This is a genomic window from Novosphingobium sp. BL-52-GroH (assembly GCF_044813085.1).
Lineage (GTDB): Bacteria > Pseudomonadota > Alphaproteobacteria > Sphingomonadales > Sphingomonadaceae > Novosphingobium.
In genome coordinates, this window is sequence record NZ_CP171149.1 from 287,512 (window position 1) to 306,952 (window position 19,441).

General features: G+C 67.0%; 14 protein-coding genes. 1 reads left to right on the plus strand and 13 read right to left on the minus strand.

What is annotated here, in order from left to right; all coding sequences use genetic code 11:
• Nucleotides 1-2: 2 nt before the first annotated feature.
• The 11 genes from ACFFDA_RS01320 to ACFFDA_RS01370 form a co-directional block, all read right to left on the minus strand.
• Entirely contained in the window at nt 3-809 is an 807-nt protein-coding gene (locus ACFFDA_RS01320; protein WP_404477788.1) for an IclR family transcriptional regulator, read from the minus strand.
• A 55-nt stretch (nt 810-864) separates the two neighbouring features.
• Nucleotides 865-2,355, minus strand: a complete 1,491-nt coding sequence (locus tag ACFFDA_RS01325) for an aldehyde dehydrogenase (RefSeq protein ID WP_404477789.1) — start codon at nt 2,353-2,355, stop codon at nt 865-867.
• Between the two features lie 8 nt (nt 2,356-2,363).
• Nucleotides 2,364-3,155: an aspartate dehydrogenase gene (locus tag ACFFDA_RS01330; protein WP_404477790.1), complete on the minus strand. Its 792-nt coding sequence runs from the start codon at nt 3,153-3,155 to the stop codon at nt 2,364-2,366.
• Between the two features lie 6 nt (nt 3,156-3,161).
• A complete protein-coding gene (locus tag ACFFDA_RS01335) occupies nt 3,162-4,841 on the minus strand; it encodes a thiamine pyrophosphate-binding protein (RefSeq protein WP_404477792.1) in 1,680 nt (559 codons plus the stop codon).
• Nucleotides 4,842-4,845: 4 nt separating this feature from the next.
• Entirely contained in the window at nt 4,846-6,831 is a 1,986-nt protein-coding gene (locus tag ACFFDA_RS01340; RefSeq protein ID WP_404477794.1) for a glycoside hydrolase family 3 protein, read from the minus strand.
• A gap of 78 nt (nt 6,832-6,909) precedes the next feature.
• Nucleotides 6,910-9,075, minus strand: a complete 2,166-nt coding sequence (locus tag ACFFDA_RS01345; RefSeq protein ID WP_404477795.1) for a TonB-dependent receptor — start codon at nt 9,073-9,075, stop codon at nt 6,910-6,912.
• Between the two features lie 207 nt (nt 9,076-9,282).
• Nucleotides 9,283-10,074 carry an SDR family oxidoreductase gene (locus ACFFDA_RS01350; RefSeq protein ID WP_404477796.1) on the minus strand — a complete coding sequence of 264 codons (792 nt, stop codon included), beginning with the start codon at nt 10,072-10,074 and terminating at the stop codon, nt 9,283-9,285.
• Nucleotides 10,075-10,306: 232 nt separating this feature from the next.
• The gene (locus ACFFDA_RS01355) at nt 10,307-11,860 is read right to left on the minus strand and encodes a class I adenylate-forming enzyme family protein (protein WP_404477797.1); all 1,554 of its coding nucleotides are present in this window, start codon (nt 11,858-11,860) and stop codon (nt 10,307-10,309) included.
• An 11-nt stretch (nt 11,861-11,871) separates the two neighbouring features.
• Nucleotides 11,872-13,752 carry an alpha/beta hydrolase family protein gene (locus ACFFDA_RS01360; protein WP_404477798.1) on the minus strand — a complete coding sequence of 627 codons (1,881 nt, stop codon included), beginning with the start codon at nt 13,750-13,752 and terminating at the stop codon, nt 11,872-11,874.
• A gap of 47 nt (nt 13,753-13,799) precedes the next feature.
• On the minus strand, nt 13,800-15,131 hold the full coding sequence (locus ACFFDA_RS01365) for a spinster family MFS transporter (protein ID WP_404477800.1): 1,332 nt from the start codon (nt 15,129-15,131) through the stop codon (nt 13,800-13,802).
• 34 nt (nt 15,132-15,165) lie between these two features.
• On the minus strand, nt 15,166-16,188 hold the full coding sequence (locus ACFFDA_RS01370) for an NAD(P)-dependent alcohol dehydrogenase (RefSeq protein ID WP_404477801.1): 1,023 nt from the start codon (nt 16,186-16,188) through the stop codon (nt 15,166-15,168).
• 216 nt (nt 16,189-16,404) lie between these two features.
• On the opposite strand from ACFFDA_RS01370, the gene ACFFDA_RS01375 reads away from it, so the two are divergent.
• Nucleotides 16,405-17,163 (plus strand): IclR family transcriptional regulator, encoded by a 759-nt coding sequence (locus ACFFDA_RS01375; RefSeq protein ID WP_404477802.1) that lies wholly within the window; start codon nt 16,405-16,407, stop codon nt 17,161-17,163.
• A 270-nt stretch (nt 17,164-17,433) separates the two neighbouring features.
• On the opposite strand, the gene ACFFDA_RS01380 is transcribed toward ACFFDA_RS01375, so the two are convergent.
• Both ACFFDA_RS01380 and ACFFDA_RS01385 read right to left on the minus strand, forming a co-directional pair.
• Nucleotides 17,434-17,763, minus strand: coding sequence for a DUF1330 domain-containing protein (locus tag ACFFDA_RS01380; protein ID WP_404477803.1), 330 nt, complete (start codon nt 17,761-17,763; stop codon nt 17,434-17,436).
• A 2-nt stretch (nt 17,764-17,765) separates the two neighbouring features.
• On the minus strand, nt 17,766-19,370 hold the full coding sequence (locus ACFFDA_RS01385; protein WP_404477804.1) for a tannase/feruloyl esterase family alpha/beta hydrolase: 1,605 nt from the start codon (nt 19,368-19,370) through the stop codon (nt 17,766-17,768).
• Between the last annotated feature and the right edge of the window lie 71 nt (nt 19,371-19,441).

Sequence of the window (19,441 nt, forward strand, 5' to 3'; positions counted from 1 at the left end):
CCTCAGCCCTGCCCGGCGCGGTAGCCCAGTCCGCGGGAAATCTCCATGCCGGCGCGCTCGACCTGGGTGGAGATACGGCCCTCGAAGGTTTCGCGGTCGAACGTGTTGATCGGGCAACTGATCGAGATCGCCGCCTCTACTTCGCCCGAGGCATTGTAGACCGGCACCGCCACGCTGGCCACGTTCTGGTCGTAGAAGCCCCAGCTCACCACCGTGCCGCGCTTGCGGTCGCCTTCGACGAGGGTGACGAGATCGCCCATGCTCACCGGCGTCGCGGAGGTATAAGTGACGAACTCGAACTTGTCGTAGAGGCTGACCACGTCCGACAAGCTCATATGCGCCAGCAGGACCCGGCCGGGCGCGGTCGCGTGCGCGGGAAGGCGCGAGCCGACGGTGACCGCGCTGATGAGGCTGGTGTTGCCCTGGAAGCGCGCGATGTACACCGCCTCGCGCCCCTCGCGCACGACCAGGTGCGTCGACGTGCCGGTATCGTCGCGCAGCCGCGCCAGGATCGGGTTGGCGACTTCGATCAGGTCCTTGCCGGCGAGGAAGCTGTACCCCAATTCCAAAACGCGGCTGCCGAGCTGGTAGCGCTTGCCGTCCGCCACGCGACGCAGATAACCCGCGTTTTCAAGCGTATAGACGAGGCGAAAAGCCGTGGAGCGGGTGGTGCCGATCTGCCGCGCCACCTCGGCGACGGTCTGTTCCTGGCGTTCGCGGGTAAAGCTCTGGAGGACCTGAAGACCCCTCACGAGGCCGGGCACGATGTAGCGTTCGTCGATTTCCGGCGAAGTTTTGGATTCGGTCATCGTGTCTCGATTGCAAAACGGGTGGCCAATTCTTTGACCTGCAAACCCCCGCCGATCAACCCCAGCCTATCGGCTCTGGCGACATTCCCCAGTAAATCGCTTTCTGGTTCATGTACGACTGCACCCAGCGCCGCCCCTTCTCGCGCCCCATGCCGCTGGCCTTGACGCCGCCGAAGGGGGTGGAGGAACTGAACTGCTTGTAGGTGTTGATCCAGACGGTGCCCGCCTCGATCCGGCGGGCGATACGCCAGGCGGCCTTGTAGTCGCGCGTCCAGATGCCGCAGGCGAGGCCGTATTCGCTATCGTTGGCCTGGGCGACAAGGTCCTCCTCGTCGCGCCAGGGCAGCACGACCAGCACCGGGCCGAAGATTTCCTCGCGGCAGATCGGGTCGGTGTTGGCGACGCCTGTGAGGATCGTGGGAAGGAACCAGGCACCGTCCGCGAAAGCCTCGCCCTCGGGCGCATGGCCGCCGCACAGCACTTGCGCGCCGGCCGCCACCGCGCCCTCGACCATCGCGGCGACCTTGTCGCGGTGGGCGTGGGCGACCATCGGCGCCATCTGCGTGCCCGGCGCGTCGCCCCGGCCGAGGCGCAGCGCCCGCGCGCGCTCGACGAGGCGTGCGACGAAGCTGTCGCGCACGCTTTCATGCACGAACAGCCGCGAGCCGGCGATGCACGACTGCCCGGTGGAGCTGAACACACCGTAGAGCACGCCCGCCACTGCTTCGTCGAGGTCGGCGTCGGGCAGGACGATGGTGGGCGACTTGCCGCCGAGTTCCAGCGAGACCGGCATCAGCTTCTCGCCCGCGATCGCGGCGATGCGGCGGCCGGTGACGGTGCCGCCGGTGAAGGCGACTTTGCCGACACCGGGATGGCGCACCAGCGCGTCGCCGACGATCGAGCCGGGGCCGGGGAGCACCGACAGCAGCCCCTCGGGCAGCCCGGCACCATAGGCGAGCCGCGCGAAGAACAGCGAGACCAGCGGGGTCCACTCGGCGGGCTTGAGGATCACCGCATTCCCCGCCGCGAGCGCGGGTGCGACCTTCTGGGCGTCGCTCGCGATCGGGGAATTCCAGGGCGTGATCGCCGCGACCACGCCGATCGGCTCGTGCACCGACATCGTAACCCAAGGCCCGCGCGGCGCCGTCAGTTCCTCGTCAAGCGTTTCGAGCGTCGCGGCGACGTAGCGGAACGTCCCCGCCGCCGAGAGCGCCAGCGCACGGGTCTCGCCCAGCGTCTTGCCGGTATCGCGGGTCTGCAGCGCGGCGATGGCGTCGACGTGGGCCTCGATCGCCTCGCCTATGCGGTAAAGAATGCGGGCGCGCTCGTGCGGTCTGAGATCGCGCCAGGCAGGATCCGCGACGGCAGCCCGGCCCATCGCCACCGCCTGCTCGACGTCCTCGATCCCGGCGATGCCGTAGTCGGCGACGTGGCTGCCGTCGGTGGGGTCGATGCTCGGCCGGGTGCCGCCGGCACCGGGGCGCCACTGGCCGCCGACGCAGATGTGGCTGAAGTCGACGGCGTCGACGCGAAGGAGCTGGGTCATGGACGGTCTCAGATGACGATCGGTGCGGCCATGCCGTGAAGCAGGCGCACGATGCTGTGTGCGGTGAGCGCGGACGTCTTGGGATTGGCGGCAGACGGCGCCCCGGCGATGCGCACTTCGAACGAGCCGTCGGCGCCTTCGAAGCGCAGTTCGTGGACGTTGGTGGCGATCGTCGGGTCGGCCACCAGCTCCACTTCGGTCAGGTCGAAGCCGATGCCCGCCAGCGCCACGGTGGCGGCGACGTTGGAGTTCTTGGGGTACGCCAGTGCCGCCTCGCGGGCATGGCCGCGGAAGAACACCTGCGGCTCGGCGATCGCGGCCAGGTCGAGCAGTTGCTCGGCCGGGGTCCCGCGCCAGGCCAGCGCCGGCTTGCGGCCGACGTAGCGCACCCGGTCGAGCCCGCCGAGCCGCGCCGCCGAAAGCCCTTCGATCCCGGCCATCGCGCCCGAGGCGAGGATGAGCTGCGCGCTCCCCTCCTCGGCCGCCGCGCCGAGCACCACTGCAAGGTCCGCGTCTGCCAGCGCGCCGGTCGAGACGATCATCAACGGCAGCCCGGCCCGGAGCACTTGCGCCCCATAGCAGCGCACCGCCTCGTGCCCCGCGCACTCGACGACGACGTCGGGCTTGCGGGCGAGAAGGTCGTCGACGGTTTCGACCCGCAAGTCCTCGTCCAGCCCCTCGCGCGGGCAGCGCGCGAGGATGCCGACCACTCGTGGCCCTGCGCCCAGCGCCTCGCGCACCGCGCGCGAGATGCCGCCGTCGCCGATCAGGCCGATACGCAAGGCGGGTTTGCTTGCCACGTCCGGTCAGTCCTTGCGCGGCGGGCCGGCGAAGGCCTGCGGATATGTGCCGATCGAGAGCATGTCGATTTCTACCACGGCCGGGCCGGGCTGCGAACGGGCACGATCGAGCGCGGCGCCCACTTCGGCGATGTCGCTCACCTTTTCATGGCGCAGGCCGAGCGAGCCGGCGACCATCGCGAAGTCGGGCACGCGGATGTTCGAGAAGTGGCGGCGGCCGCCGTATTCGACGTCCTGGATGTTGCGGATCACGCCGTAGCCCTTGTCGTTCATCAGCACGAAGGTGACGTCGGGCGCTTCCTCGGCCAGCGTCGCCAATTCGCCCAAGCACAGCGTCAGGCCACCGTCGCCGCTCAGCGCGTAAGCGCCGCCAGGAGTGCCGAACGCCGCGCCGATCGCCATCGGCAGGCCCTGTCCGATACCGCCCCCGACCGCGTGGACCCCGGCGCGAGTGTTGCCCACGCGCAGGAAGCGGTTGCCCCACATCGAGTTCGAAATCGTCACGTCGCGCACCCATGCGGCATCGGCGGGGATGCGCGCCTGGATCTCGTCGACGAGCCGGTCGTAGGCGCCCAGGCTCTTGCGCATGGCGGCGTGCATCGCATCGCGCGCGGCGGCAAAGGTTGCGCCCCAGGCGGGGTCGAAGCGGGTCTCGCCCAGCGCCGCGACGAGGCCCGCGAAGGTCGCCTTCACGTCGCCGTGGATGAACAGATCGTTGGCGTAGCTGCGGCCGTCGGCGGTGGCGTCGGCGTCGATCACCGCGACCTTCGAGGGCAGGCGCAGCTTGTAGATCCACGTCTCGTTGCCGCGCAGGCGCGATCCGGCGACGATCATCAGGTCGGCCTCGTCGTAGAGCGCCTGGACGTCGCCGGTGCAGTTGAACGCGCCCAGCGAGAGCGGATGCGTTTCGTCGACCACGCCGCGACCGTTGGTGGAGGTGACGATGGGGATACCCAGGTCCGCCAGCGCCGTTGCCTCGGCCTCGGCTCCTCGCGCGCCGCCGCCCAGCAGGATCACCGGCTTCTTCGCGGCCGCCAGCATCTCGGCAAGCTGCGCGATCTTCGCGGCGTCGGTGGCGGGGCGCTTGGGCGCAAGGTCGGGCAGCACGGCGGGCATCGCCATCGCGGCGGCCTGCACGTCGACCGGGATCTCGATCGAGACCGGGCCGGTCGGCGCCGAAAGCGCGGCTTCGGCGGCGGCGACCATCGTCTCGACCAGCTGGTCGGGCGAGGTGATGCGGAAGGCGGCCTTCGACACCGCCTTGAGCATCTGCATCTGCGCCGGCGCCTCGTGGATGTAGGCGCGGTTGAGGTCGAGGTGTTCGAGATCGACCTGCCCGGTGATGTGCATCACCGGCGAGCCGGCGGTCAGCGCCTCGACCATGGCCCCCGCCGCGTTGCCCGCCGCCGTGCCGGTGCTGGTGAAGGCGACGCCCAGGTTGCCGGTGACGCGTGCATGCGCGTCGGCCATGTTGAGCGCCCCGGCTTCGCCGCGGGCCGAAACGTAGCGGATCGCGCCCTGCTCGCCCAGCGGGTCGAGGATCGGCATGTTGTGGATGCTGATGACGCCGAAGGCATGGCTCACGCCCCAGTGGGCGAGCAGACGCGCGATCAGGGCGCCCACGGTGGTCTGGGCGTTGTCGGCGCTCGTGGCGGGCACGGTCATTGGGTTGTCGATCACTTCCATGGTGTCAGTTTTTCCGGGGAGGATAGGAAAGGCCGAAGCCGAAGGGATACGCGGTGCGCGCGAAGTCGAACGGTACGTCCTCCGCCTGTCCCTCGACCGAGGCGGCGTCGGCGGGCAGCGCGAAAGGCAGCTTGCCGGTGGGGGCGAAGGCGCCGGTGAGCACATCGGCCAGCGCCGCGTCGTCCGAGCCGAAAGTGGCGAGGATGGCGGGCACCGTATCGGCGAACTCGGAGAGGACGGCGGGGCGCTCCATGCTCATCGCCACGATCACCGGCTTGCCGGTGGCGACGGCCTTGCGGATCGTCGCCAGCTCGTCGGCGTTGTCGGCCCCGGCGAAGACCGGCGTGCCTTCGTGGGTCTTGACGAAGAAGGCCTGCCCGCTGGTGTTGTTGCGGAACGGGCTGTTGACCTTGACGACGATGACGTCCGCTGCCGCCGCGTCGACCACCTGGCCCGCCAGCGCCTTGGGCGTCGCAGCGAAACCTTCCAGCGCGACCTTCCGCCCCTGCGCGAGCGGCAGCACGTTCGATGCGTTCTTGAGCAGGACGATGGACTTGCGCTGGGCAAGCTCGCCGGCTGCCACGTATTCCGGCGCCTTGACCACGCGCAGCGCGGCTTCGGGATCGACGTAAGGGTTCTCGAAAAGACCCATCGCGAACATCGGCTCGAGGATGCGGCGTACCGACACGTCGATGCGCTTCCCGGTGAGCTTGCCCTGCTTGACGAGGTCGATGATGTACGACGTCTCATGCTCGCCGCCGAGCTGGTCGATGCCGGCCCAGACCATGCGACGCTCGCGCTCGATCTTGGGCTGGTCTTCCAGGCCCCACGGCTGCGCATGCATCCAGTCGGTGATCGCAACTCCCTTGAAGTGCATCTTGGTGCGCAGCAGGTCGGTCATCACCTTGCGCGAGAAGTTGGTGGCGACGTCGTCGAGCCAGGTCGGGATGCCGTAGCTGCCCATCGCGAAGGCGACGTTGGCGCGGAAAGAAGGCGCAAAGGCATCGTAGTGCAGCTTCCACTGCCTGCCGGGATAGACCAGCTTCTTGCCGTAGGGATTGTGCGGGTCGAGGCCGTTCTCCACCGGGCCGTCGCCGGGGAAGTGCTTGACCGTCGCCATGATTCCGTCGGGACCGAGATGCGTCCCTTGCGCGCCGAGGATGAACTGCGCCGCATATTCCCCGCTGAGCCTGGCGTCTTCGCCGAAAGTGCCGGGAATGCGGTTCCAGCGCGGCTCGCTGACCACGTCCGCCATCGGATTGAGGATCATCCGGAAGCCCATCGCCCGCAGTTCTGCCGAGGCGATTTCACCGAAGCGGCGGACCAGCGCCGGATCGCGCGCGGCGGCCAGGCCGATCTGGTCGGGCCAGCTGGAAGTGATCTTCACCCGGTCCGGCGGCGGCAGCGCGCCGCCGGGCAGGCGATTGGTCGTGTGGATCGGGTCGGCGCTGAACACGATCGGTACGCCCAGCCGCGTGCCTTCCGCCATTTCCTGCAGCGCATTGGCCCAGCGCGCCGCGTCGGCGGGCGAGCCGCCAGGCGAAGTCATGATGAAGCGCACGTTGCGATTGACGATGAGATCGCGCGGGCTGGGCTTGTCGGCCCGGTCGAAGCCGGGCACGCCGGTGACGTTGACCGGCGGCTTGAGCGCGCCCGGGGGCGGCGGGGCCAACTGGTCGAGCACGGCGCCGCCCGGTCCGAAATAGCCGGAATTCACCGCATGCATCATCATGCCCGCCTTTTCGGGCACCGTCATCCGCGCGGTCAGGTCCTTGGCCCGCTCGGCCGGAGTGCGCCGCCAGTCCTCGTAGATGTCGAGCTTGCCGTTACGGTCGAGATCACGAAACCTGAGGCCGTCCTCCACGATCACCGGCGCGGATCGGCTCTCGATCGCGGGCTGGTGCGCCGCCACCTCCCCTACACGCGCCACCGCCGTCTGGGCGGAAAGCATCGCGAAGGCCAGGGCGAGGATGGAGGACATGCGGTTCATCTGCGATCTCCGGTGAGGAAAGAAGGGGGCGCGGCAGTTGGGAGGAGGATGGGATTTTCGCCGCGCCCCCTCGCTGGCTTACCAGCGATAGGTCACGCGCGCTCCATACGTACGCGGCGGAGCGTACTGGCTGCGGATCGCCCCGTAGAGGCCGCTCTGCGCCGCCTCGGTCAGCACGACGGCGTTCTCAAGGTTGCGAACGTAGGCCTGAACCGAGAGGTTCGTGTTGTCCGGCACGTATTCGAGGCTGAGGTCGGTGCGGGTGTAGCTACCCTGGCGCTCGGTGTTGCGGTTGAAGTAGCTCATCCACTGTTCCGAACGGTACTGCGTCTGTGCCCGCGCGGTGATCTCGCCACCGAACAGCGCGAAGCTCTGCTGGATGCCGGCATTGATCGACCACTTGGGCGACTGGACCAGGAAGTTGCCTTCGTAGTTCACGGTGCAGGCGCCCGCCGCGGTCTTGGTCGTGCAGAAATCGCGGTACTTGGCGTCGAGGTACGTGACCGAGAAGTCGATGCGGTTACCCTGCACCAGCGCGGCGACGGTTTCCGCCTCGATACCTTTGATGCGCGACTTGCCGGCGTTGACGACGATCGTGTCGGCACCGATGACCTGCGAGACCTGCTGGTCCTTGTAGTCGTACCAGAAGGCGCTGAGGTTCACCTGCAGCTTGTCGTCGAAGAAGCGGTTCTTCGAGCCGACCTCGTAGGCGATCAGCGTTTCGGGATCGTAGTTGCCCAGACCGAAGTTGTTGAAACCGCCCGACTTGTAGCCGCTGTCGACCTTGGCATAGAGCAGGTTCTCGGGGCTCAGCGTATAGTCGATGCCTCCGTGCCAGGTGACCTTGGTCCACGATGCGCGGGTGTCGTCGGTGGCGTAAGTGCGCTCGGCAACGCCGTCGGTGACGTCCTGGGTCAGGCTGCCGACATAGCTGTAGCCCTGACGGCTCTTCATGTCCTTGGTGTAGCGGATGCCGCCCGAAACGCGCAGCGCGTCGGTCAGGTCGTAGGAAACCTGGCCGAAGGCAGCCTTCGAACGGGTGGTCACGTCATAGTGATATTCGCGCAGGTTGACCGGCGAACCGCTGACGTCGTTGTCGAAGAAGTTGGCAAGCTTGAGGTCCTCGTTGAAATAGTAGAGGCCGGCCTGCCAGATGAACCCGCTCTTGTTGCTCGAGGCGACGCGCAGCTCCTGGCTGACGTCCTCGGAGACCTCGTCGCGGGTATAGATGTAGTACTTGTCCGCCTGGCCGTCGTTGTCCCAGCGGTTGTACAGGTTCTGCTTCATGTAGCCGGAGATGTAGCTCACGGTCGCGAAGTCGAGATCGTAGTCCACCCGGCCGAGCGCGCGCAGGTTGGTGGTGTCCATCTTGCCCTTGGTGCTCAGGTCCCAGTGCGTCGCGCCGTAGGAACCGTCCTTGGGGGTGGTGGTGATGACGCCGCCCACGGTGGTCAGCTTGACGCCGTCGTAGACCGCGCCCGAACCCCCCAGATGCATGTAATCGCCGCTGACCAGGACCTTGAGGCGATCGGTCGGCGTGAACAGGAACTGCAGGCGGCCGCCCTTGACGTTGGTGCTGTCGCCGCGGCCGGCATCGCCGTTGTTGCGGAAGCCGTCGTTGTAGCGCGAAACCGCGGAGGCGCGCATGGCGATGCCCTCTGCGATTGGCAGGTTGACGGCGGCATCAGCGTTGATCGTGTCGTAGTTGCCCGCTTCGACCGAGACGTAGCCCTCGACCTGGTCGGTGGGCTTCTTGGTGATGATGTTGACGGCGCCGCCGGTGGCGTTGCGGCCATAGAGCGTACCCTGCGGACCGCGCAGCACTTCGATGCGCTCGAGGTCGTAGAAGCTGGCATTGATGCCGGTCGGGCGCTGCAGATACTGGTCGTCGATGCTGACCGCGATGGCGCTGTCGCCGATCTCGGTGAAGTCGCGGCTGGCGACGCCGCGGATCGAGAGGAACGCCGCGCCCGAGCTGGCGCCGATGTTGAGGCTGGGCGAAACCGTCGTCAGGCCCGAGACGTCGGCGATGCCGTTCTTCTTGAGCTGGTCGGGGGTGAAGACCTGAAGCGCGGTGGCGGTCTTCTGCGAATCCTCGGAGCGCTTGGTAGCGGTGACGACGATCTCGCCGAGGCCTTCGTTCTCGGCGGCGGGCGCGGAAACGTCCTGTGCGACGGCGACCTGCGGCAGGGTGCCGACAGTGAGTGCCAGCATCGAACTCATGAATGCATTGCGGTAACGCATGGGAAACCCCCTGAAAGGCTTGTTGTTGACGTTTCGTATTTCAAACGCTGTTTGTATAACGATACAATATCGAATCGACGCTTTTGTCAATGGTCTTTGTGGCCGGCAGGCCCGCGAGGGCGTGGTAGCCTAGCATCCCGAAGGCGACGGCGAGCGCCCCGCGCGGCGGATGCCGGCGGGGTCGCTCGCCCTTCGTGCGCAGAGCGGTCAGGCCGAGATGAAACCGCCGTTGATCGGGAGAATCTGTCCCGAAACGAAAGCCGCGGCGTCGCTGAGCAGGAATACCGCGGCGCCCACCGTGTCCTGCGGAACCTGCGGCCGCTGGATCGCCGCACCACTGACGTAGAGCGCCTTGCGCTCCTCCGGCACGTACTCCGTCGCCTCGACGCGCACGAGGCCGGGGGCGAGGGCATTGACCGTGATACCATCGACTCCGAGTTCGCGCGAGAGCGAGCGCGTCATGCTGATGACCGCGCCCTTGCTGGCGACGTAGTGCAACAGCCGCGGGGCGCCCCACAGCGCGGTGTCGGAGGCGAGGTTGACCACGCGCCCGCCTTTCGCGGAACGTCGCAGCAGCGGGGCGAAAGACTTGGTCATCAGCCATGTCCCTCGCACGTTGATGCGCATGACCTGATCCCACTGATCGAGGTCGATTTCCTCGAAGGTCTTCCCACCGATCCCGGTCGCCAGCGCGGCGTTGTTGAGCAAGCCGTCGATGCTACCGAATCGATCGGCGACGGCCGAGGCCAGGGCATCCACCGAGGCCGGGTCCGCCACGTCCGTGCGGAACGCTTCGGCGACCACTCCGCCGTCGCGAAGCTGCTGGGCCATGCGCTCGGCACCTTCGCCATCTATGTCGACCACGACGAGGCTGGCATGGGCCGCTGCGCAGGCTTGCGCGAACGCGGCACCCAAGCCTCTGGCGGCTCCGCTAATCACGATCGTCCGATCTTTCAGATCTATTCCCACGCCCTGCCTCGCCGTCTCTGATATGAACACTGCGTTTCGCTATCAAACGAATGATCGGCAAGCAAGGCGAGATTTCCGGCACTTCGGCGGCCATGGATATTCCCCCGCCCGATTCCATGACGGAAAATGCCCGCCCAGCGGCGGGTCGTCGGCCTCGGACAAACAACGACCCCGCCTGCGTTAAGGTGCAGGCGGGGTCAGGGTGGCATCCGGGCGAGGAGTGGGCGTTTCGGCGTGAGACGCAGCGTCGTGACCTGACGCGTCAGGCCAGGCGCAGCTCTGTCTTGAGGATCTTGCCCGCCGTGTTGCGGGGCAGGACGTCCAGCAACGTGAGATCGCGCGGGACCTTGTACGCGGCAAGCCTGCCGGCGCAAAAGCCGGCGATGTCGTCGGCGGTGAGCGCGATCCCGCCGCGCGGCACCACGAAGGCCTTGAGCCGCTCGCCCCAGCGGTCGTCGGGAATGCCGACCACCGCAACGTCGGCGATCGCCGGATGGTGCAGCAGCACTTCCTCGATTTCGCGCGGGTAGATGTTGACGCCGCCGGAGATGACCATGTCCTTCTTGCGGTCGACGATATAGATAAACCCCTCCTCATCGCGCCGGGCCATGTCGCCCACCGAGACCCAGCCGTCCTTGTAGGCGGCACGGGTTTCCGCCGGGAGTTTCCAGTAGCCGTTGAACAGATAGGGCGACCGGCTGAACAGTTCACCAACCTGCTCGGGCGGGCACTCCTCTCCCGCCTCGTCCCGGATGCTGACTTCGGTGCAGGCGAAAGGCAGGCCCACGCAGCGGTTCTTGCGCAACTGGTGCTGCGGCGGCAGCGTCGCTATCACCGCCCCTTCGGTCGAACCGTAGCATTCGTGCAGGACGGTTTCGCCGAAATAGGGCACGATCCGTTCCTTCATCGCCTGCGGCAGCGGCGCAGCATTGGAGATGATCGTGCGCAGAGGCGGGCGACGACATTCGTCGAGCACCGCCTGCGGCAGTTCGAAGATCATCTGGAAGTGGGTCGGCACCATGAAGATGCCGGTGAAGCCGCCGAACTTGAGCTTGCGCAGGGCGACCTCGGGTTCGAACTTGTCGAGGATCTCGATCGAGCCGCCATAGAACAGCGAGGCCATCGTGAAGCCGAGCCCGCCGCCGTGGTTGAGCGGCGCGAGGGCGAGGAAGCGGTCGTCCGGTCCGAAGCAGCCGTACGTCGCGGCCATCCCGGCGAAATTGAACACGCGCGAACGATGCGAGACCATGACGCCCTTGGGCTTGCCGGTCGTGCCCGAAGTGTAGGGGATGGTCCAGACGTCCCACTCCTCCAGGTCGGGCAGTTCCGCCTCGGCCCGCACGCCGGCCAGCCAGCTCTCGTATTCCGGGCCGAAAGCGATGAGCCGCTCGACGCTGGCGAAATCCGCCGCACGCAGCGCATCGACAAGATCGGGATCGACGAAGGCGACGCGGGCACCGGCATCGTCGCAGATGGCGACGATCTCTTTGACGGTAAGGCGTGCGTTGACGGTCGCCACCGCCACGCCGGCCTCCGGCAGGCCGCAGACGACCTCGATGTATTCCAGGCGGTTGCGGGCGATGATCGCGGCGCGATCGCCGGGAACGAGGCACAGATCGTCGAGCGCGGCGGCGCCGAGGCGGTCGATCCGCGCCGCCAGTTCGCCGTAGCTGCGCGTCTCTTCGCCGAAGCGCACCGCGATCTTGGACGGTTCGCGCGTGGCGGCGGCCTTGACGCCGCGCCCGACGGTCATCGCACGATAGGAGAAGGGGATTTCCGCGGTACGCGATGCAGGCATGGTGGTTTCGGAATTCATCGACATTTCACTCACGGATAAGTGCGCTTCAGCCAATCGACGGTGCGATCGGCCACGAGATTCTTGGATTCGCGGAAGCCGTGGCTGCCCTTGTCGATGGTCACCACTTCGACCTTACCCTTGTAGGCGGCCTTCATCTCGCCGATGAATTCAGGCGTCATCAGGCCGTCCGCGGTGCCCCAGAAGATCAGCCCCGGCGCCTTGATGCTGGCAACCTGGGTGGTGTTCGATCCGCGCGGCCCCGGTCCGGCAAAGCCGAGCCAGCCGCGAGCGAACTGCTGGACGCCGAAGCGCTGCCCGGGCGCGCCGTCGGCGACGTATTGCTTGTAGTTGATGACGTGGCTGTTGCCCTCGCCCTTCGCCACAGCCGTCCGCGCTTCCTTCACGAGCTTGGCGTAGGCAGCCTTGCCCATGCCATCGACCGCATACTTCGAAAGGTCGCGCGTGGGCGCCAGGAAGATCAGGCCTACCGCGCGCGGGTCCTGACTGGAGGCCATGTAGCCCGACACCATGATGCCGCCCAGCGAGTGCCCCTCGATCACCACGCGCTTCATGCCGCGCGTTTCCAGGTAGTCCATCCAGGACCCCACGTCCTGCCCGGCCTCGACGACGTCGGACTGCTGGAAGCCGCGCGGTGACGCCCAGCGCACGTTGGGGGACAGCACCGCATAGCCGGCCTGCGCCAGCCGCCATGCCAGCCATTGCGCCGCAGACTGCAGGTTGTCGCCCATCATGCCGTGCTGCAGCAGGATCGCCGGCTTGGTCGGGTCGATACCGGCGGCGGGCGTGTAGAGCGTGCCGGGCAGATACTGGCCATCGGCAGCTCGCGTCGCCACCACTTCCGTGGTGACGTAGGGTTTGACGCCGAGGCCGTTCTGGTCGAGCCAGCGGGCGATGTCCTCGGCGGAGCGGTCGAAGGCCCCCTCGAAGCTGTGGCCGATACCTTCGTAGCGGATCACGTCGACGCGGGGCGATGCCGTAGCCGCCGCCTTCAGCGCCTCCAGCCGCCCGTCCGGAAGCCATGCGTCCGTGCTGCCGCCGAGCAGGAGCAACGGCACGGTCTCCTTGGACAGCAATGGTCCGAGCACCGCATTCGAATCCGGCCCGTGATAATCGAGGAAGGACTTGCTGCTGGTCAGGTAGGGATAATGGGCGATGACCGGGTCAGGAGCAAGCCCTTTGGTCTTGTCGGGGTCCGGGCTCAGGTCCGGTCCACCGCCCTTGCCTGCCGCGACGTTGGCCTGCGCGGTGGCTACCATGCGCTGGTAGAGCCCCTCGTCGGCCAGTCCCGTCTCCAGCCGGAAACGGTCGGAGGGCGGTGCGAAGTAGATCGCAGCCTTGACGCGCTTGCCCCCCGGCAGGTCGGCATTGGCGTCGGGGTAATGGGCCATGTAATAGGCGATCGCCATGCCGCCCATGCCGTGCCCGACCAGCACGATGTCCTCATGGCCATTGGCCTCCAGCCAGTCGATCGCGACCCTGATGTCGAGCGCGCTGTCCTCGAAGCGGTCGAGCATGAAACCACGGTTCATGCGCGGCAGGATGCTGAGCGTGGTGTAGCCCTTCGCCGCCAGGCGCTGCGCGGCGAAGCGCGAGGCGGTGAGCGGGTTTTCGGGGTGGGAACCGGGCCCCTCGTCGACGAACAGCAGTGCGGGGCCATATCGGTTGTCGCCGCGTGCTGGCGTATACAGGATGCCGGCGAGAGGTTCCCCAAGCGCGCCGGTCAGGTACTGGTTGTCCGGTCCCGCCGCCGCAGCGCGCGGCGCCGGTAGCTGGAACACCTCGGTCCTGATCCCCTCCACCGGCGCAGTCGGAGGGGCCTCGGCCGCGAGCGGCACGGCAAAGCAAAGGGAGGCGATGATGGCGAGAAGGCTGGCGCGGGGATGGATCATGGAAAACCTTTGCCTCGGCGGGATGGAAGGGAAACGGTGCATCGGTGTCAGTCCCCTGGCATGAGGCCGATGGCACGAGCGTGGGGGGCGCCGGCACGCCATGCCAGCAGCCCTGCCAGAGGCGCGGCGATCGCGACGATGACCGTGATCGAATGACCGAGACCGAGGTCGCCGCCGAACAGGCGCTGGCTGGCGAGTGCCACTACCGTCGGGCCAGTGCCGATGCCGAAGAGGTTGAGGCCCAGCTGGTAGATCGCCGATATCTGCGCACGCATCTGGTTGGGGCTGATCTCCTGCAGCGCCGCCACGATCCCGCCATAAGGCGCGCTCGTAAATAGCAGGAACAGCGCGTAGAGGGCGAAGGCCGGGGCGGGACTTACCACCAGCGTCATGCTGCAGCCGAACGGCAGCGCGAGGACGCTGGCAAGGACCAGGACGATATGGTTGGCATCGTCGCGTCCGCGTCGCCGCAACCATGCGCCAAGCATTCCGCCGCCGACGATGCCCACGGTGCCGGCGATCATCAGCGACAGGCCGGCCCAGAAGCCCACCGCCGCCGGAGACAGCCCGAACTTGCGCAGGAAGAAGGTGGGCATCCAGGCGACGACGCCGTTCCACATCAGCGAATGGACGACGACCGAGCCGATCAGCAGGCCATAGGCACCGCGACGGTCCGCGACGTGCCGCGCGATCTCGCCCAGCGACACGCCCTCGCTGGCCCGTCGGCCCCGCAGCACGCCGATCCGGGCAGGCTCGCGCACGGTCCGCATCAGCAACGCCACGGCAAGCCCCGGCAGACCGACGATGAAGAAGACCATCTGCCACGGCTCGACGTGCCCGACGACCGGCAGGTCCGCCGCGGGCACCAGTGCGATCAGCGATCCGCCCGCGATCAGCGCCAGCCCGCCCCCGACATAGGCAGAGGCGGTATAAATGCTGAGTGCCTGCGTCAGCCGCGCCGGCGGAAAGTAGTCGGCAAGGATAGAATAGGCGGCCGGCGACAGTGCCGCTTCGCCCACGCCCACGCCGATGCGCGAAACAAACAGATGCCCGAAGCTTTTCGCCGTCCCGCACAGCGCCGTCATTGCGCTCCACAGGACGATCCCCGCGGTGATGATGTGCACGCGGTTGCGGCGATCGGCGAGCCGCGCGATCGGAATGCCCAGCGCGGTGTAGAACACCGCGAAGGCGAGCCCGTGCAACAGACTGACCTGCACGTCGCTGATCCGCAGGCTGGCGCGGATCGGATCCACCAGCAGGGTGAGAATGGTGCGGTCCACGAACGAGAGGACGTAGGCGACGACGAACACCGCCAGCACGTAGCGGCCCTGCCGCAAGGGCGGGAACGCGGGTCCTTGTGCAATCCTGCCGGTGTCCATCGCAACCTCCGCCTGCATCACTCGGCCCTCTGCATCACTCGGCTATGCGGATGACGACCTTGCCGACGTGCTTGCCGGACTTGAGGAAATGGAAGGCGCCGCGCGCCTCCTCGAAGCCGTAGAGCCCGCCGATGACCGGCTTCAGGCCGCTCCAGCCCCAGGCCCGGACGAGATCGTCCAGCATCACCCGCGGCCCCGCGCTGAGAGTGTGGATCGACAGGTTCTTGCGGTAGGCGCCAACGATGTTGGGTTGCTTCTCGACCTCGCCGGCCGTGCGACCGACCATGAACACCATCCCGCCTGGCGCGGCGCTGCGCATGGAAAGGCGCATCGTGGCCGGGCCGGCATGGTCGAACACCTTCTGGACGCCGCGCCCTCCGGTCGCCTCCATGACCACCTTGTCCCAATCCGGACGGCTCAGGTAGTTGATCCCGATGTCTGCACCGAGGCTTTGCATAAGCTCCAGTTTCTCGTCGGACGACGACGTCACGATCACCCGCGCACCGCCCAGCTTGGCGAGCTGCACGGTGAACATGGACACCCCGCCGGTACCGAGCGTGAGGATCGTGTCGGACGGCTTGATCTGCGCCATCTCGAACAGCATGCGCCAGGCGGTCAGGCCAGCGGCGGGCAGGCAGGCTGCATCCTCGAAGGACACGTTGTCCGGTAGCCTGACCACGCAGTGCGCCGGGACCAGCGCCTTGTCCGCCAGGAAGCCGTCACGGTTGTCGCCAAGGTCTCCGGGATAATAGACGTCGGGGTCCCATGGCCCGGCGATCCAGTCGGAAAAGTGGTTGCAGGTCACCCGATCGCCGATCGCGAAACGGGTGACGCCCTCCCCCACCGCCGAAACGACGCCGGCGCCATCGCTGACCGGAACCCGGGTATCGGGCTTGCGGAAGAAGAACTGCCCGGTGACGATCTCCAGGTCACGCCAGTTGAGCGAGGCCGCCTTCACGTCGATGACGACTTGGCCCGGGCCCGGAACCGGGTCCGCGCGCTCGACGCGGGTCAAGCTGTCGATACTGGAGGAATCCCCTACTTCGTAACAGATCATGCAAAGCAACTCTTCTTGTGGGAGAATTGCAAGCCATACCGATCACGCCTGGCTGTCAACGATCAAGCATATTTCTGCGCCGATATCCCACATACATGTATTAATTCGCTTGCCAGCGTCGCCGGTTGGCATAACATTTCAGTTCGGAGACTCAGCGTAAAAGAACTCCGTCAAGCGGGCAGAACGCGGGCTCCGGCACCAACGGGGAGCATCGGCATGTTCATAGACGACGAAGAAGTCATCAAATCTGTCCAACGCGTTTTCGAGATTTTCGAGTGGTTCGACCAGCAGCGAAAACCGGCCAGTGCAACGACCGTGGCCCGGGCACTGGGCTATCCGGTTTCCAGCACCAACTCCCTGGTCAAAAGCATGGCCGAGCGGGGCTATCTGACTTTCGATCCCATCGCGCGCGATTACTTCCCGACGCTCCAGCTTGCGCAGAAGGCCGCCTGGATGGACCGGGGATGCTACGGGCCAGGCGGACTGCGCAGCCTGGTGCGGGAGTTGCAGGACGCGACCGGTGAAACGGTCACGCTGAGCTGCCAGAACGATCTGCAAATGGTGTTCGTGGAAGTAGCGAGCCCGGTGCGTCGCGTCGAGCCGCCCACCGCCAGCGTCGGCGGGCCCGCCCCCCTGTTCCGGTCCGCCGTGGGGTTCAGCGCGCTGAGCTGCCGGTCGGACCGCGAGGTCAGCGGGCTGTTGAGCCGCTACAATCGCCGCACGTACCGCTCGAGCGCGAAGGCGGACCCGGGGAACGTGCTGGAAAAGGTCCGCCGCGCGCGTACCTATGGGCATTCCATCGGCTACGGGCTTTTCGTCGAGAATACCGGTGCCATCGCCTGGGCCTTGCCACGCAAGGGCACCGGCCATCCGGCAGTCATCGCCGTCGGCGGGCCGAGCGAGCGGATCAGGACCAACGAGCGGGCAATCCTCGGCGCCGGCCGTACCGCGATCGATCGCTTCCTGGCGCTATAGCAGCGAAGCGGAGGGGTGCGCCTCCGCTTCCTTATGGGTATTTACGAGGAATTCCTGTCGGATCGACAGCAGGACCGAACCGTATGCCCTGGTCCCCACCCGCTACCGTGGCCCTACCAAAGGCGATGGCCTGCTTTTCACCCGTTTGCCGACGCGAGCGGGACCCCCGCCTGACCTTTGGACAGCTATCCCGAGCCGCCAGCCAAAGGGCGGGAATAAGCGGCTGGAGTGGCGAAGACTGCCGTGAGGCCATCTTTTCCAGTCACGTGTTCAAGCCGCCTCGGCCGGCGCCTTGAACTTGCGCCACAGGCCGACGCGAAAGGCGCCTGCCGTTTTGCGCAGGCGGGCGATCTCACGATACTCGGCACAGTCCCAGAATGCCTGCGCCGCCTCGCGAGACGCGAATTCGACGAGTGCGGTGATCTCGCCTGGCCGATAGTCGCCTTCCAGCGTATCGGACACGGCGCCGGTCGCGAGCGGGACACCGCCATAGCGGGCGAACAAACCCGACCCGACCAGCGCCTTCATGTAGCTTGCATAAGCTTCGCTATCGGTGATCGCGGCCGTGACGACCATGATGACCGGCTTTTCGTCGCCCACGCCTAACGTTCCTTCCGAATACGGGAGACGAAGCTGTTCGCCTTGGTCGGATCGCCCTTGGCGTAACGGGCAGCCGCCGGATAGGCGAAATGCGGGCGGGAGAAGGCGACCTGGTCCGCCGGCAGCGGATCGGCGCCGAAAGGCGCGAGCACCGGTGCACCCTCTGCGGGATGCTGGCCCAGCAGCACGTCCGGCGCCTCGCCCTTTTCGACCCACTTCTCGAGGTAGTCGAGATAGTCGACCTGGTAGGCCCCTTCGCCGCCGGTGCAGTGGTTCATGCCCGGGATCATGAACAGGCGGAAGAAGTCGCGGGTCGCCTGGGGGCCACCCATCGTGCGCGTCGCGGTTTCGTAATAGTCGATCACCGGCTGCGTCAGCACCGACTGGTCGGACCAGCCATGATAGACTAGCAGCTTTCCGCCATGGGCCTTGAAACGCCGCAGGTCCGGGTTCTGGGCGTTGAAGAACATCTCGCCGAGGTCGAGCCGGCGGGGATCGACGTCCCAGTCCATATCGGTCGGCTGCCAGGCCGGGCCGGCGTCGGGATAGAATGCCATGTAGCGGAAGAGGTCGCCGACGAACTTGTAATACGTGGAAGGCTTGCCGTCGGCACCGATGTAGGTGTTCATCCAGTTGGGTTCCGAACCCGGCAACGCCGCGGCGGGAAACAGCGTCTGCCCCCGGCTGTCCACGGGACCACCATAGATCTTGCGTACGGCCGCCACCTGGGCACTGCTCAGGCACTTCCCGCCGGTCGCGCCCGGCGCGCACTGCAGGACGCCCGGATCGAAGCGGCAGGACCGCGCATCGCCGATGAGGCCGTCCTTGACGCCGTCGTTCATGTCGCAGGCCGCGACGACCGCCTGGTGGATCGTGCGGATGTCCTCGCCGGTGAACAGCTGCGTGCCATCCTTCGCCAGCGTCGCGACCGAATTCCACATCAGGGTCAGGCCATCGCCCAGTTCGTTGATGACCGGAGCGCCGGCGATGATGCCGTCGAAATCGTTCGGGAAGCGCTGCGCTTCCATCATGCCCTGCCGTCCCCCGGTCGAGCAGCCCATGTAGTAGGCACGTCTTGGAACGCTACCGTAGAACGCGGTGGTGATCGCCTTGCCGGCCAGCGTCGAGACATGGGCGGCGCGGATGCCGAAGTCGAACTTGGCCTGCAGGTTGTTGTAGGCCCACTTGCCGTCGAGCGCGGTCGAGCGATGGCCCATGTCGCTCATCACGCAGGCATAGCCACGGGTCAGCAGGCCAGCGCAAGTGCGCGCGCCGTAGGTATTGCCGCAAAACCCGCCGCAGCCGATCTTCGCGAACTTGCCGTTCCATTGCGCGGGCAGGTGAAGCTCGATGCCGACGTTGGGATTGACGTAGCCCATGATCGCGCAATGCGCCGGGATGCCCGGGGCGGCCGGTGCCCAAGCGGCCGAAGTCACTTGCGTGGGAGCATCGGCGACCGAGGAAAAGTCGGTTGCGGGCAATGCCGAGCACGCGGTTGCCAGCGCGGCGTCCGCCGCCGGGACGAGCGGTGCGCCCGGGGCGGTCGCCCCCGGAAGAGCGAACAAGGCCGCCGCGGCGGCTATGACCATCTTGAAACGTCCGAGCATGTGTGGGCTCCACGGCTGGCGAGCGAAGACCGCGGCCGGACAGGGTGCCCGGCCGCCGGTTTCACGGGATT

Bases quoted from the DNA above. Each gene is read 5' to 3' on its own strand.
- ACFFDA_RS01320 (WP_404477788.1), bottom strand. From the start codon at position 809: ATGACCGAATCCAAAACTTCGCCGGAAATCGACGAACGCTACATCGTG.
- ACFFDA_RS01325 (WP_404477789.1), bottom strand. From the start codon at position 2,355: ATGACCCAGCTCCTTCGCGTCGACGCCGTCGACTTCAGCCACATCTGC.
- ACFFDA_RS01335 (WP_404477792.1), bottom strand. From the start codon at position 4,841: ATGGAAGTGATCGACAACCCAATGACCGTGCCCGCCACGAGCGCCGAC.
- ACFFDA_RS01340 (WP_404477794.1), bottom strand. From the start codon at position 6,831: ATGAACCGCATGTCCTCCATCCTCGCCCTGGCCTTCGCGATGCTTTCC.
- ACFFDA_RS01345 (WP_404477795.1), bottom strand. From the start codon at position 9,075: ATGCGTTACCGCAATGCATTCATGAGTTCGATGCTGGCACTCACTGTC.
- ACFFDA_RS01355 (WP_404477797.1), bottom strand. From the start codon at position 11,860: ATGAATTCCGAAACCACCATGCCTGCATCGCGTACCGCGGAAATCCCC.
- ACFFDA_RS01360 (WP_404477798.1), bottom strand. From the start codon at position 13,752: ATGATCCATCCCCGCGCCAGCCTTCTCGCCATCATCGCCTCCCTTTGC.
- ACFFDA_RS01365 (WP_404477800.1), bottom strand. From the start codon at position 15,131: ATGGACACCGGCAGGATTGCACAAGGACCCGCGTTCCCGCCCTTGCGG.
- ACFFDA_RS01370 (WP_404477801.1), bottom strand. From the start codon at position 16,188: ATGATCTGTTACGAAGTAGGGGATTCCTCCAGTATCGACAGCTTGACC.
- ACFFDA_RS01375 (WP_404477802.1), top strand. From the start codon at position 16,405: ATGTTCATAGACGACGAAGAAGTCATCAAATCTGTCCAACGCGTTTTC.
- ACFFDA_RS01385 (WP_404477804.1), bottom strand. From the start codon at position 19,370: ATGCTCGGACGTTTCAAGATGGTCATAGCCGCCGCGGCGGCCTTGTTC.